This window comes from Neotamlana sedimentorum (assembly GCF_000943565.1).
Taxonomy (GTDB): domain Bacteria; phylum Bacteroidota; class Bacteroidia; order Flavobacteriales; family Flavobacteriaceae; genus Neotamlana; species Neotamlana sedimentorum.
Map to the genome: position 1 here is coordinate 76806 of NZ_JTDW01000001.1, position 13320 is coordinate 90125.

Consider the following 13320-nt stretch of genomic DNA (forward strand, 5'->3'; position numbering starts at 1 on the left):
AATGAAATTACAAGACAAAGTTATTATCGTTACAGGTTCTTCACGAGGAATAGGTAAAGAGGTGGCAATACAATTAGCAAAACATGGTGCTAAAGTTGTTATTAATCACTCTAATAGCGAAGCCGAAGCTCATGAGACTTTAAATAAAATTACAAATGAGAGCGGAGAAGGTATTGTTGTAAAAGCAGATGTAAGCAATAAAGAAGATGTAGAATCTTTGTTTAATGAAACAATTAAGGTTTACGGTAAAGTTGATGTTTTAATAAATAATGCGGGTATAATGTATAATAAGTTATTAAAAGATAACACCCAAGACGATTTTTCTAAATTATTCGATGTTAACGTGCGTGGGGTTTTTAACACTTTGCAAGAAGCTGCAACAAAACTTTCGGATAATGGTATTGTAATTAACTTTTCTTCGAGTACTGTAAAATTAATGTTTCCTAGTTATGCGTTGTATTCGGCTTCAAAAGCAGCTGTAGAGCAAATGACTCGCGTATTTTCTAAAGAAGTTGGTCGAGGCATTTCGGTTAATGCTATTGCTCCTGGAGCTACTGCAACCGACTTATTTTTAAACGGAAAATCGCAAGAAACTATCGATAAATTAAAAAGTATGATTGCTTTTAACCGATTGGCAGAACCAATTGATATCGCACGAGTTGTTGTGTTTTTAGCTAGCAACGACTCTAAGTGGATATCCGGACAAGTTATTGGTGCAAACGGTGCTTTAATTTAACATTATTGGTGATAACCATTAAAATAAAAATAATTTAGAAAGTGAATTAAAAAGCTTAACTTGTTATTAGAGTTTTAATAGTTATTCCTTTTTTATGCTAGAAATACGCCCAACTTGCGAAAATTGTAATAAAAAATTACCATTTGATGCCAAAGATGCGATGATATGTACTTTCGAGTGCACCTTTTGTAAAACCTGCGTAGAAACTGTTTTGCAACATGTTTGCCCTAATTGTGGTGGTGATTTTGTAAAACGACCAATTAGACCTAAACAGTTACTTGAAAAATATCCAATTTCAACAAAAATCGTTTTTAAACCAGTCGATATAGACGCGCATAATAAACTATTGCAACGTCTAAAAATTAACTAGAAGTATCGGCTATAATTTTCCATTCGCCATTTATTTTCTTAAAAACGACCATAAAAAAACCATCGGCATTTCCAACTTCACGTTTTAAATGGAATTCACCTAATACGTAATACGAATTGGTTTCAATTTTGTTAATGGCATTAATTTTAAAACTTAAAGTACCTGTGTGGTCTGCTGTTGGGTACGCACGTTTATAGCGCTCCAAAGTTGCTTCCCAACCATTTACAACACCATTCGCTCCGTAAAATGTAAGCGAATCGCTTTTCCAATAGCCTTCCATAAAACCTTCAATGTCATTTTTAGACCAAGCCAAACGTTGTTTTTTAAGTACTTTATTAATGGCTTTTTTGTCATCTTCTTCTGTTTGAGAAAAACTAAAAAAAGCAGTTAGTAAACAAAAAACTAAGAGAATTTTCTTCATAAATAAGTTTCGTTTTTAAGTTTTATTTGGGTAAAAATATAAAATTTTAGTTTGTTACTCATCGATAATTTTGACAGAAAATTTTTATTCATCTAAAGTAATTTCTATTTATCGATAAAATAGTATTTGTTATCTACTTTGTTTTTATATTTAATTCGAAGTCTGCGACTTATACTCCCTCAAATTTATTATTAACAAGTAAATCACCAAAATTATGGAATTTAAAATTTCTGGTTACAACAATTTTTACAAAGTAAAAGGTCAATTAACTAAAAAAAACGCCTACACTTTTAAGTCTGAATTTAAAACTATTTTCGCTAATTTAGAGTCATTAACTATTAGTATTGAGGATGTTGAGCGTATCGATAAGTATGGTGTTGCTGCTATTTCTCAACTGCATTTTGATGCAATTAAGCAAAATAAAAAACTATCTATTATTGGTTACGGTTGTAAAGATTTATACGAGCATTTTAGCTCAAATTCGGCAGCCTAATTACAAAATTGTTTTCTGTTTTTTATAAAATGCATCGGCTTGTAATTGCATAAGTTCGCGTGCTTTTTTACGTTTGTAATTGTAAAGTTCGTCTTCGTTTTTAATGTCGTTGTATATGCGGTCGTTTATGGCTGTATCTGTTTCTAGCATAATTTCCCGCTGATTCTTATTTTGAAGCACTTGCGTTTTTAATGCGTTTTCTTGGTCTTCGAGTTTAAAATCGTAAGCACCTCGTGGCGACAGTAATTTTGCGAAAATAGGTGAGGTTTCTATAGCTAAAAACAATAGGAATATAAAAAACGAAGGAAGCCAAGGCAATTTATTTAAAGCATTTACTCGTGCCATTAAACCATCGAAATTATTAATTATAGGTTGCGATGTCGTTACTTTGTTGGCATAATCGGTTTCAGCTTGAGCAATTTGGGCTTCAATAGTTTCAATTTTTGCTTTGTTTTCTGTTTTTAGTTGTTGTAAATCTGCTAAAGCAGTATCGTGTTTATCGCGTTTTTCTTTATACACAGGACCTTTACCTAAGCGTTTTGTTCCTGCTATTCCTTCAGCTTCATTTATATAGATGTTGTATAATGCATTTACTTCGGCTTCTTTGCGGTTTATCTGACTTTGTAATGAATCAATATTACTGTTTAAAGCCTCAAGTTTGGGAGTGAATTGTTCAGCTATTTGATTTTTGTTACTTAAGGTCAGAGTATTTTTCTCTTCTAATAACACTTGATTTATTTCTTTTTCAAAAATTTTAAGTTCTAAAGGTTTCGAGATCACTATGGCAATAATTAGTGCTAAAATTATTCTTGGTGTAGCTTGAATTAATTCATCTGTAAAATTGCCATTTTTTTTAATGGTTGAAATGATGTAGCGATCTAAATTAAAAATGAGTAAACCCCAGATTAAGCCAAAAAGTATGGCAGAATATAAATTATCGAAAATAGTAAATAGAGCATAACTAGCGGCAATTGTAGCCATTATTGCAGTAAAGAAAACCGTAGCTCCAATTCCGGCATATTTATTTTGTTCGCCGTTGCTACAGGCACGTAAAATATCGGTATCTGCCCCCGAACAAAGGATGAAGAATTTTTTTAACATAACTTGATTGTGATTTGATTGATGATTGTCTATTAGAACGCTAAAAGTTATGTTTTGTTACAGAAAATTGCAGTTAATAAATTTTTTAAATAAAAAAAGCCCCGAATATTACGGGGCTTTTAAAAAATGTAAAAATTGGCTATTTAATCAGGACTTTTTTGGTTAAGATATTGTTGTTGGATTCTATTTTTATTAAGTATAAACCACTATTTAGGTTTAGATTTATTTTTTCGGATGATATTATGCCTTTTTTAATAAGATTACCAGAGCTACTATATATTGAAAAATCTTTATTAAGTAAGCTAGTAGGAACCATAATATAATCTGTAGCTGGGTTCGGGTAAACCGAAATAATTTCAAATGAGCTACTAGAAGTAGATAATGTAGCAGGGTCGAAGCTATAAAGTTCGTTTCCAGTTGTTCCATTGTCTCCTTCAAAATATAATTTATCATTTAGAACAACAAGATCATCTATATCTTTAATGTTACTATCAACTCTTTCAGAAGTAGAGCCATCTGTTCTAAATAAATATTGAGCGGTGTCGTCGGCTACCTCGCCTGCATAATATAAATAGTCGCCTAAAATGGCATAGTCTGATGGATCGTGATCATTTGATGTGCCTCCGGTGATATTGCTGATATTAGAAATAGCATCGGTATTTGGGTTGTAAGCCCAAAGTTGATCTTCAGAGCTGCCGTTGTCTGCTTCAAAGTACAATATATTATTCCAAGCAAAAAAGTTATTTATTCCGGATAGAGAACTTGCATTTTCAACAGCAACTGTGCCAGTATTTGTGCCATCTGTTTTCCATAAAGCATCGTCTGCTTCAAAAAACACTTCGTTGTTAACAACGGTAAAATTACTAATACTTGAGTCACCTGTATCTTCATCAATATCTTTAATTAAAGTAAATAATCCTGTACTTGGGTTATATTCATAAAGTTCACGACCTATAGTTGGTTCGTCTTCAGAATAGTCCATGTAACATAATAATTTGCTGTTAAAAACTGTAAAGTTTGCTCCTATTACAGCCTCTGTTCCAGTACCATTATTAGCTACTGGTGAAACGTTAGAGCCGTCAAATTGATAGAGTTTATTGCTATCTGTAGTTAATACAAAGTATACTAACCCGCCAGTTTCAATTGGGTTAAATACAAAAGGGTGGCCTGTAGCATTAGTGCCACTTTCTGTACCGTCGGTTGAAAATAATACGTTGCCACTACCACTGTTTGCAGAAAAATAGAGTGTACTGTTGTATTCAAAAAAACCTGTGGGAGAAGAACTAGCAGCTCCGGTATTTAAATCTTTTACAAAGGTAGTTCCTGCTTCGGTACCATCGGTTACCCAAAGTTCTTTTCCAAGGTCTGTTCCACCTGGGGTGTTTGATCCGTTAGAGTCATCGGCAGCAAAATAAATTTTTCCATTAAAGGTATATAGATTTGCTGGAAGTGAACTTGATGTTCCATTATCATTTATTTCTTTAACCTGCGTAATTTGTGCCTGAGTAGCAAAACTTAATGATAATGCTAATAAAGAGAGTAAGTGTTTTTTCATAATTTGTGAGAGTATTAATTAGTAATATTTTGAGTTATTTTTACTTTGGTAATTCTGGTATTAAAGTCCGTCCTTTATTTGAGCTAAGCGTTTCTAAAAAAGCTAATAAAGCATTAATTTCTTCTTTATTTAAGTTTAGTTTTTCAAGGATAGGCGAGTTGTTGGGTATTAGAGAATCTCGTTCTGTTCCTAAGTATTTTTTTTGAATTGGTGCTGGGTTTCCTAAATTGTAAAACTCTACTACATCTAATAAACTTGGAAAATGCCCGTGATGCATCCAAGGTCCGGTTCTCGATATTTCGCGAAGTGTTGGCGTTCTAAATTTACCAATGTCTTCTTTATTTTTTGTAACCACATAGCGTCCAAAATCTTCATTTTTTGTTCCAAAAAGTGTTTGTCCGTCGTTGTGAAACTTATTATCGCTAAAATATGGGGTGTTATGGCAATTTATACAGCGTGCTTTTGTTCGAAACAAATGCAAACCTAAAACCTCTTGGTTTGTTAGTTTAGTAGAATCTCCTAGTACAAATTTGTCGAATCTTGTTTTATAACTATTTACGGTTCGCTCGAAAGTAGCTATGGCTTTTTGAATGCGTAGTAAAGAAACAGAATCGGATCCAAAGGCCGATTTAAAAAGAGGTTTATAACCATTTATGTTCGCTATTTTATCGACCGCAATATTTAGTTTTTCGTTCATTTCTACAGGGTCTGCAATGGGAAAACGTGCTTGGTCTTCTAAACTATTGGCTCGTCCATCCCAAAATAACTCGTGCGCTAATCCTGAATTTATTATTGTCATAGAATTTCTAGCTCCTGTTTGTCTGTCATGACCAAAGGAACGCGTAGAATTATCTGTCCAAGCCAATTCAGGATTATGGCAAGAAGCACAAGCTATTTGCCCGCTAATTGAAAGTCTTGGATCAAAGAACAGTGTTTTTCCGAGTTTTGCTTTTTCTTTAGAATACGGGTTGTTTTCTGGAAATTCTGGTTTATTTAGTGCGCCAATATCTTTAAATGTAGATTTATCTATAGTCTCATCTAAATTTGGTTCTGGCCATAATGTTTGGTCGGTACTACTGTAAACCTCTCTTAATTTTGAAATTGAATTATATGTTAATTCTGGTTTGTTAGCATGACTATCTATAAAATACAATGCACCAAATATTACAACTGCAATTACTAAAAAGATAATTGTTTTTAATTTATAATTCATAAACAGATATGCAATTAGCGTTAGTTAAATCTTCTGGGTCTGTGTAGCTATTATTGCTATAAATTCGGTATTCTGCAGATACTGTTCCACCAAAAACAGCATCATTAGTGGCCTTTAATGTAAATTTTAGTTCAAATAAATCGTCGCTTATTTCTTCGTAAGTTCCCTCACCAGAAATGGCAATGGAATGTGTGTTTCCGTTGTTAGCAGAAATACTAATAAATTGTGGGATAATTAAAATACTGCCCTTATTAGTACTATTACCATTTTCTGGAAAAAATTCGATAGCTGGACTTACATTAAATCCGGGAGAGTCTGCTGTAGATGTAAGCTCATTACTAAACCAGCGTTTTAAATTAAAAGAGTTTGTTGTTATTGTTGTAGGCGTTCCAAACCCTATTTGAAAAGCATGATGATAAATATCATCCGAGGTGTCTGTTGTACCATTATCGCTGTAAAGAACTGCATTGGGGTGTGTTGCATCAACAACCACTGGATATGTAAAAGCGAAGAAATAGCCCCATTCGCAAACACCATCCTCGTCAAAATCATTCCAAACCTCGCCGTAAGTTCTATGGAAAGTATCATTTAGATTGTAAAAATTTGAAGCTGTAAAAACAGCGTTATTGCGTACTGTAGCAATAGGTTTTACTATTTGTAAAATGGAGTTCCCAGAAACTGTGTAATTATCTGTGTCAATTAAAGTGATTATAGACTCGTAGTAAATATCATCGTTTTGTATATTTTTATCTAAAGTTATTTTGTAAGTAATGTATGTTTTATCTTCAGCAATAAATTCAGTTGTAAGTGTATATTCAAAACCATTTAAAAACTCGAATATTGAATCTGTATCAATTTCAGATTCAATAAAACCGTTAGGGAAATTTACGTTAAAAGTTATCTCTTCGCCTTGTTTGCCAGTAATTTCAATTCGGTTGGTTTCTATTGTGTAATAGGTTTCAATATCTTCAAGGTTTATTGTAAAGGTGTCGTTTGGAGAGGTGTTATTTAGGTTTCCAATATTTATACTATTGTTTGAAGCGCTTTCTAGAGTAAAATTTATAGTTTGGTATTCTGTCCAGCGTTCGTTAAAAGTTACATAAATAGTATCTGTTAGTTGTGTGCCGCTAAAGCTTACTTGGTTTTCTGGAAACACGTTAAAAGCATCTTCACTTCCAGAGGAAGCGACACTAAAATTAACTGTAACGGTTTCGGCTAATGCCTCTGAAGATAGTGTAACAGGAATTTTTACAGGTGCAATAGAGTTGTTTGTGTAGTTAGAAACAGGAATTAAAGCACTGCTTACAGATGGATACTCTAAGGGTTCGTTATTACTATTTACTAAAAAATTAAATCTAACAGATGGTTCTGAAAACGAATTGTCTTGATTGTCATCGTTAGTACAAGAAATAACTGTTAGTAAAAGTACTAGAATTTTAATGTTTTGTTTAATACGATGCATTTTGTTGTAAATTTTCGTTAAGGTCTATATTATCTTGCGGAATAGGTAAAATGAATTTATTCGATGGATAATCGAGATTACAGGTTTGTGAAAGACATCCATCATTTCTTACTATATCTTGTTGATTTCTTGATAAATCGAATAAATAGTGGCTTTCAAAACAGAACTCTTTTCTACGTTCTTCAAGTAAAAGTTCTTCTAGGTTATCTGTAGAAGTTATTAAGGATGCTTTAGCGCGTTCACGAATTACGTTTATATCGTTTTTTGCATCTTCTAAATTTTCTAAACCTATGGAAGCTTCAGCTCTAATTAGGTATAATTCACTTAGTCTTAAACCAACAAAAGCTGCATTGTCTTGAAATTTTTTCGTGAAGTAATAATTTACATCTTCAAGCTCGTTATCTATTAACGTGGCTAGCGGTTGTTCTAGAAATAACTCTTTTCTTATGTCTGTGGTTTCAAACAGATTTAGCAAATCTTCTGAAGCTACATATTTTTCGTAATCTGAATCTGAAGTATATCCGTAAAAAGCCGACATTGAACCTCCAACATTATCACCACTATCTCTGGGTACCGAAAATTCTAATAAAATTTCAGAAACTGGCGTGTCTGTTTTTTCCCATTCTGAAATATAGTTTTCACTAGAAACTAGAGAAAATCCAGAGTTTAATATGACATCGTTAGCCATATCGTAGGCGTTTTGCCAATCTTGTTTAGTTAAATATACCCTAGCAAGAAATGCTTTCGTGTTATATAGGTTAAAATAGGAATACTCTGGACCGTCTAGAATATAGGCTTCATTATAAAAGCTTAAAGCTTCGGTTAAATCTTTAATTATAAGTGTGTAGGTAACAAAAGCAGTTTCTCTAGATGGGTAAGTAATACCGTTTGTTAATGTTGTGGTATTATAAACTATTCCTAAATGGCTTGCATCTGCTGTATAACTATAGTTTTGAGCGTAAATTTGTGCTAGTAAAAAATGACAATAAGCTCTTATAGTTAGCGCTTGTGCTTTAATTTGATTTATTTCTTCACTTGTAGCATCTGTTAAAGCTTCAACAAATTCTAAAATTAAATTTGTTTGGTTTATTATGTTGTAGCAGTCATCGTAAACAGATTCTAAATCACTGTCTTGGGCTAAGTCTTGAAAGTTGTAAACATTTTCTAGATTTACCGGGGCGCTTAACTCTCCTAAGCTACTCGTGCTTAAACTTGGTGAGAATTTTAAGTTTCCAGATTGCAGATCGACATATATTGCGAAATATTCACTTCGTACTGTTGATTCTAAACTTGAATATGTGCCTAGCAAAGCTTCAAGAACACTATCTTTGGTAGAAAGTTGTTCGCTTATCGAGGTTTGTGATCCTGGTTCTTGCTCTAAAAAGTTACTACAACTTTGTACTAGACAAATTATTATTAAACCAACAGCAAGACATAATTGTTTCATATATTTATACTGTTTCATATCTTAAAATTTTCCGTTTATGCCCATAGAAATTGTTCTGGCTTGTGGGTAGTTAAATTTAAATTCTCTAATTCCGTTTCTATCATAGGGGCTTTTATCTTCATACCAGTAGCCAACATTTGAAACATCTAAGAAAACCGATAAGTTGTTTAAAAATTTAACGCTATTTAGAGGGAAGTTATAGGTTAAATTAATGTTGCTTAATTTTAAATAGGTGTTATCGTATAAATATTTACTGTAGTTAGATATGGTTGGGTTATTATTTGTAACTATTGGTTGCAAGGCAATGTCGCCTTGGTTTCTCCAATAATCGTAGGCGTTTACAGAGAGGTTTCTGTTTGAAGTATTGCTATATTTAGCAATGAGCTCGTCTTCAACAAGAAAATCACCACCTATTTGAAACGAGCCACGAATTGATAAGCTAAGATTTTTAAATTTAAAGCTATTATTAAAACCACCATAAGCATCTGGTTGAGTGTCTCCTATAGGTTCCCAATCTGCGCTATCAAATAAATTATTGTATGTAACAGCATCGTAAACTTGACCGTCTTTTTCTAGTAAATCTCTTCCTGTTCCAGGGTCAATGCCTACCCAATTAATTCCCCAGATTGTAGTCGTGCTGTAGCCTACTTTTTGAGCTAGTGCGCGTTCGGCTGTAGAGTACTGGCTTCCTAATCCTTTTAATTCGGTAACCTTACTTGTTAAAGTTGAAATATTAAAAGATGTATTCCAGTTAAATTCTTCAGATTGAATCCAATTTACCTTGGTTGAAAGTTCTAAACCTTTATTATACATACTGGCAGCATTTAACTGCAATGATGAATAACCTGTTTCTGAGGGTATATTTCTTGAGGTGATTAAATCTGAAATGGCATCATAATAGTACTCGAGTGATACTTGTACGCTGTTTAGAAAATTAAAATCTATACCAGCATTAAACTTTGTGTTTTTTTCCCAGCTTAAAGAGCCATTGGGGGCGGTAGAAGTTGTTGCTTCATCTAAATTATTGTAGCCGTTAACATAAGTGTTGTAAAGGCCTTTTGAGCGATACGATCCAATTCTAGAATTACCAGTTGTACCGTAACTAGTTTTTATTTTTAAAAAGTTAATAAAGTTACTGTTAAAGTTGTTTTCGTTACTTATAATCCAACTAATTCCAACACCTCCGTTGTATGCTACATCGGTATCGCTACCAAAAACAGAGCTTTCATCTCTTCTAATATTACCAAGAAAATAATAGCGCTTTTTGTAATTGTAGTTTATTTGCGATAATATAGAAACTCTAGAGTTGTAACTAATATCAGAATCGTATGTTTGATTATCTGTTGTTTCATCGTCTGTTGTTGTTATATCGTCATCTTGCACGGCATTGGTAACTGCGTTTATTACATTCGGGTTAACAAAACCGCGTCCAGAAGCATAATCAAAGTTGGCTTTATCTTCAGATAACTCAAAACCTATTAAACCATCAATATTGTGGCTGTTATTAAATTGTTTGTTATATAGTAGCTGCCCTTGCCAATTCCATTTTGTTGAGTTTCTATTATTTATAACGCGTCTTCCGTAGTTCGGATAACTCACGCCATTTAATGTAAATGTTCCACTATATTGTCCGCTTTCGTTTTCTCCCGAGAAATAGCGATCTTGTTCTTTATCGGTATAATTTAATCCAAAAAGTGTAGAGATTTTTAAGTTATTATTTATTGGGTAAGCTAAGTTAATGCTTCCTAAAACACCGTATGTGTCTGTTGTATTGGTGTTTTGGTTTATTGCAGCTAGTGGGTTTCCAAGTCCGGTTACACCAACAGAACTATAGGAGCCGTCATCATTATACGGAGATAAAGTTGGAATGAAAGCATAGTTGTAATAAATATTTGGCGCATTTTTTTTAACATAACTCGGATTTAAAGATAAACCAACATGTAAGTCGTTTATATGGTAATTTATGTTTATACCTGCGTTTAATTGTTTACTGTTGTTGCCTTTTTGAGGCTCTTCGATATCTAGGTAGGTAAGGCTAGTTCTAAAATTAAATTTGCCATTACCGCCAGCTGCAGCAAAATTATATTTATTGTAAACTCCTGTGTTATTTAGCAAGCTAAACCAATCTGTGTCTACACCGTTATAAGGAACAGTGCTTGAGCCAGTGTTTGTTAAATATTCGTTACGAAGCTCGTTGTATTGTTCGCCATTTAAATATTGAATTTGGTTTATGGCACTAGATATACCTACTTGTGTAGCAAAGTTGAATTTAGTTTGTCCTTTTTGTCCCTTTTTAGTGGTTATAATTATAACTCCGTTGGCGCCATCTGCACCATATATACTTACAGCTGCGGCATCTTTAAGTACGTTTATGCTTTCTATATTTTCGGCAGATATTTGGGATAAAGGATTAGCTAGAGTTTCTGTATAAGTACCACTGCCGTCAAAAAAACTACTATCTATTGTGGATTCCTCACTCATTATTACACCATCAACAATAATTAAAGGTTGTGTTGAAGTGCCTAAAACAGCATCAGATAACGGAGTTAAACTACCCTGCCCGCGTATATTAATTGAGACCGGGCCACCTATTCCTGAAGTATTTTCTACTAATACACCAGCAAGTTGACCTTCAATCATTTTATCTATACTTTCTGAGGCTTGGTTTGTTGCTATATCTCTAGATTGTAGCGTTGAAATACTACCAACAACTTCTTCTTTTAATTGTTTTGTTCCGTACGATGAGGTTATAATAACTTCATTTAATCCAGAATAATCTTCTTCTAAAGTTATATTAAAATAGCTATTGGTTTTTACAGGAATTTCTAGGTCTTTATAACCTAAAAACGACACTAACAAAGCCATGTTGTTAATGTCGTTTCCTTTTAAGGCGTATGTGAACTCTCCATTTTCATTAGTTACTGCTCCAATTGCAGTGCCTTTAATTAAAACGGTGGCGCCTAAAAGAGGTTCGTTAGTCGCTTTACTTAAAACTTTCCCTTTAATAAGGCGTTCTTCTTTTTTTATTAACGACGATGTGTGTTTTTTAATTTTAGCTGTTGTTAATAAAACTTGATTGTCTTGTATGATATATTGGATTTTTGAGCTTTTAAAAAGTATATCCAATATTGTATTTATAGATGCGTTTTTTACACGAATACTAGCTTTTTTTTCTACATCAATTTTTGAAGTATTATAAATAATCCGAAAACTACTTTGGTTTTCAATAGACTTAAATATAGTGGTAAGAGGTACATCTTTGTAATTTAAATTAATAGTGTTGTTCTGTGAATTAGCAACAGTATTAAACACCATTAATAGTATAAAAATAAGCGATTTATAAATTGAAAGGGTTGGTTTTATTCTCATAAAATATAGCTAGTTTTAGCTTTTAGTTTGTTATTTCTATAGTAGTGTTATTCTTTCTGTTAAAATTAAAAGGTGTGTCATACTTTAATAAATTCAAGAAGTGCTCTATACTCGAAGTTTTAAAGTTTATAGTTCCAGAAAATTTTTCTGTAGCAAGTTGTTTGTTCTTGTTTATTATTTTAACTCCATAAGCACGCTCTAGTTTTATGGTTAAGTCTTTAAATGTTTGATTTTTAAAAACTAAGTCGCCATAAACCCAAGCTATATAAGGTGAAATATCGGTTGCTGTTGTTGTGAATTTGTTGCTATTAATATTTAAACTAGATTTTTCGTTGGGTTTTAGTAATGTGCTGTTTTTAGGGTTGTTGTTTTGAGTAAGCTTTACAGAGCCTTCAACAAGTTCGCAATGCGTGGTTAAATCGTCTGGATAAGCACTTAGGTTAAAGGTTGTACCTAGAACATTTACGTTTACAGATTGCGTATTCACTTTAAAAGGACGTTTAGTGTCTTTAGTAACCTTAAAAAAGGCTTCACCTGTTAAAAAAACTTGCCTAGGGTCGTTTAAGTTAAACTGAGTAGGATATTTAAACTCGGTACCAGCATTTAAGTGCACAATAGTTCCGTCTGATAGTGTTAGCTTAAAGGTTTTTCCATAGGGTACTTTAATAGTGTTGTACGTTAATGTTGTTTTAGTATTATTTGGGGTGTATACTATTTCGTTAGCATTTTGCTGTCCTATAATTTCACCATTTTCATTTACAATAGTTTTGTTTTGATCTGTTTGAATTAAATTGATGTCACCATTTTCATTTTCAATAACGATACTATTTGTAACCGTGTTTGTATTTGTTAAAATAGTTTTTATAATAAAGGTTATGCCAAGAAATACTATTAAAACTGCAGCATATTTAAGGTAGTTGAATCGCTTTTTCTTTTCAAGAGATTTAATTTCATTTTTGATGTCTTGAAAATTATTTTGGTCTGACAGTAAACTAGAATTAGTCTGGGTAAGAAGCCAAGTTTTTTTTAGTTCTATAAATTTTGCTTTGTTTTCTTCTGAAGTTTCAATCCAATTAAAAATAATTTCAACCTCCTTTTCTGAAGCTTGGTTGTCCAGATATTTATATATTAATTCTAAAATCATTTTACGCAA

Annotated in this window: 11 protein-coding genes; 3 read left to right on the forward strand and 8 right to left on the reverse strand. The window is 32.7% G+C overall.

From position 1 onward, the window contains the following. Window position 1 precedes the first annotated feature (1 nt). Both PW52_RS00345 and PW52_RS00350 read left to right on the forward strand, forming a co-directional pair. The gene (locus PW52_RS00345; protein WP_044630941.1) at window positions 2-736 is read left to right on the forward strand and encodes an SDR family oxidoreductase; all 735 of its coding nucleotides are present in this window, start codon (window positions 2-4) and stop codon (window positions 734-736) included. 94 nt (window positions 737-830) lie between these two features. Next, window positions 831-1106 (forward strand): DUF1272 domain-containing protein, encoded by a 276-nt coding sequence (locus PW52_RS00350; protein WP_044630942.1) that lies wholly within the window; start codon window positions 831-833, stop codon window positions 1104-1106. Here PW52_RS00350 and PW52_RS00355 read toward each other — a convergent pair. Further along, a complete protein-coding gene (locus PW52_RS00355; protein ID WP_044630943.1) occupies window positions 1099-1527 on the reverse strand; it encodes a YybH family protein in 429 nt (142 codons plus the stop codon). The genes PW52_RS00350 and PW52_RS00355 overlap by 8 nt on opposite strands. Window positions 1528-1741: 214 nt before the next feature. Between PW52_RS00355 and PW52_RS00360 the strand changes: the two genes are divergently transcribed. Then, window positions 1742-2020, forward strand: coding sequence for a hypothetical protein (locus PW52_RS00360; RefSeq protein WP_044630944.1), 279 nt, complete (start codon window positions 1742-1744; stop codon window positions 2018-2020). Here the strand turns inward: PW52_RS00360 and PW52_RS00365 are convergent, their stop codons facing one another. The 7 genes from PW52_RS00365 to PW52_RS00395 form a co-directional block, all read right to left on the reverse strand. Beyond that, window positions 2021-3121, reverse strand: coding sequence for a DUF4407 domain-containing protein (locus tag PW52_RS00365; RefSeq protein ID WP_044630945.1), 1101 nt, complete (start codon window positions 3119-3121; stop codon window positions 2021-2023). It abuts the gene before it with no gap. 139 nt (window positions 3122-3260) lie between these two features. Beyond that, window positions 3261-4676, reverse strand: coding sequence for a T9SS type A sorting domain-containing protein (locus PW52_RS00370; RefSeq protein ID WP_044630946.1), 1416 nt, complete (start codon window positions 4674-4676; stop codon window positions 3261-3263). A gap of 40 nt (window positions 4677-4716) precedes the next feature. Continuing rightward, on the reverse strand, window positions 4717-5889 hold the full coding sequence (locus tag PW52_RS00375; protein WP_044630947.1) for a cytochrome-c peroxidase: 1173 nt from the start codon (window positions 5887-5889) through the stop codon (window positions 4717-4719). Next, window positions 5879-7351, reverse strand: a complete 1473-nt coding sequence (locus tag PW52_RS00380) for a hypothetical protein (RefSeq protein ID WP_044630948.1) — start codon at window positions 7349-7351, stop codon at window positions 5879-5881. Before PW52_RS00380 ends, PW52_RS00375 begins: the two co-directional genes overlap by 11 nt. After that, entirely contained in the window at window positions 7338-8816 is a 1479-nt protein-coding gene (locus tag PW52_RS00385) for a RagB/SusD family nutrient uptake outer membrane protein (protein ID WP_044630949.1), read from the reverse strand. The genes PW52_RS00380 and PW52_RS00385 overlap by 14 nt, the downstream gene beginning before the upstream one ends. 3 nt (window positions 8817-8819) lie before the next feature. Continuing rightward, on the reverse strand, window positions 8820-12167 hold the full coding sequence (locus tag PW52_RS00390) for a SusC/RagA family TonB-linked outer membrane protein (protein WP_052823299.1): 3348 nt from the start codon (window positions 12165-12167) through the stop codon (window positions 8820-8822). A gap of 22 nt (window positions 12168-12189) precedes the next feature. After that, window positions 12190-13311 carry a FecR family protein gene (locus PW52_RS00395; RefSeq protein WP_044630950.1) on the reverse strand — a complete coding sequence of 374 codons (1122 nt, stop codon included), beginning with the start codon at window positions 13309-13311 and terminating at the stop codon, window positions 12190-12192. Window positions 13312-13320: the final 9 nt, after the last annotated feature.

What these genes read in the sequence shown, in the direction of transcription:
- PW52_RS00355 (WP_044630943.1), bottom strand. Translation starts at nt 1,527, where the DNA reads ATGAAGAAAATTCTCTTAGTTTTTTGTTTACTAACTGCTTTTTTTAGT.
- PW52_RS00365 (WP_044630945.1), bottom strand. Translation starts at nt 3,121, where the DNA reads ATGTTAAAAAAATTCTTCATCCTTTGTTCGGGGGCAGATACCGATATT.
- PW52_RS00395 (WP_044630950.1), bottom strand. Translation starts at nt 13,311, where the DNA reads ATGATTTTAGAATTAATATATAAATATCTGGACAACCAAGCTTCAGAA.
- PW52_RS00375 (WP_044630947.1), bottom strand. Translation starts at nt 5,889, where the DNA reads ATGAATTATAAATTAAAAACAATTATCTTTTTAGTAATTGCAGTTGTA.
- PW52_RS00350 (WP_044630942.1), top strand. Translation starts at nt 831, where the DNA reads ATGCTAGAAATACGCCCAACTTGCGAAAATTGTAATAAAAAATTACCA.
- PW52_RS00370 (WP_044630946.1), bottom strand. Translation starts at nt 4,676, where the DNA reads ATGAAAAAACACTTACTCTCTTTATTAGCATTATCATTAAGTTTTGCT.
- PW52_RS00385 (WP_044630949.1), bottom strand. Translation starts at nt 8,816, where the DNA reads ATGAAACAGTATAAATATATGAAACAATTATGTCTTGCTGTTGGTTTA.
- PW52_RS00360 (WP_044630944.1), top strand. Translation starts at nt 1,742, where the DNA reads ATGGAATTTAAAATTTCTGGTTACAACAATTTTTACAAAGTAAAAGGT.
- PW52_RS00380 (WP_044630948.1), bottom strand. Translation starts at nt 7,351, where the DNA reads ATGCATCGTATTAAACAAAACATTAAAATTCTAGTACTTTTACTAACA.
- PW52_RS00345 (WP_044630941.1), top strand. Translation starts at nt 2, where the DNA reads ATGAAATTACAAGACAAAGTTATTATCGTTACAGGTTCTTCACGAGGA.
- PW52_RS00390 (WP_052823299.1), bottom strand. Translation starts at nt 12,167, where the DNA reads ATGAGAATAAAACCAACCCTTTCAATTTATAAATCGCTTATTTTTATA.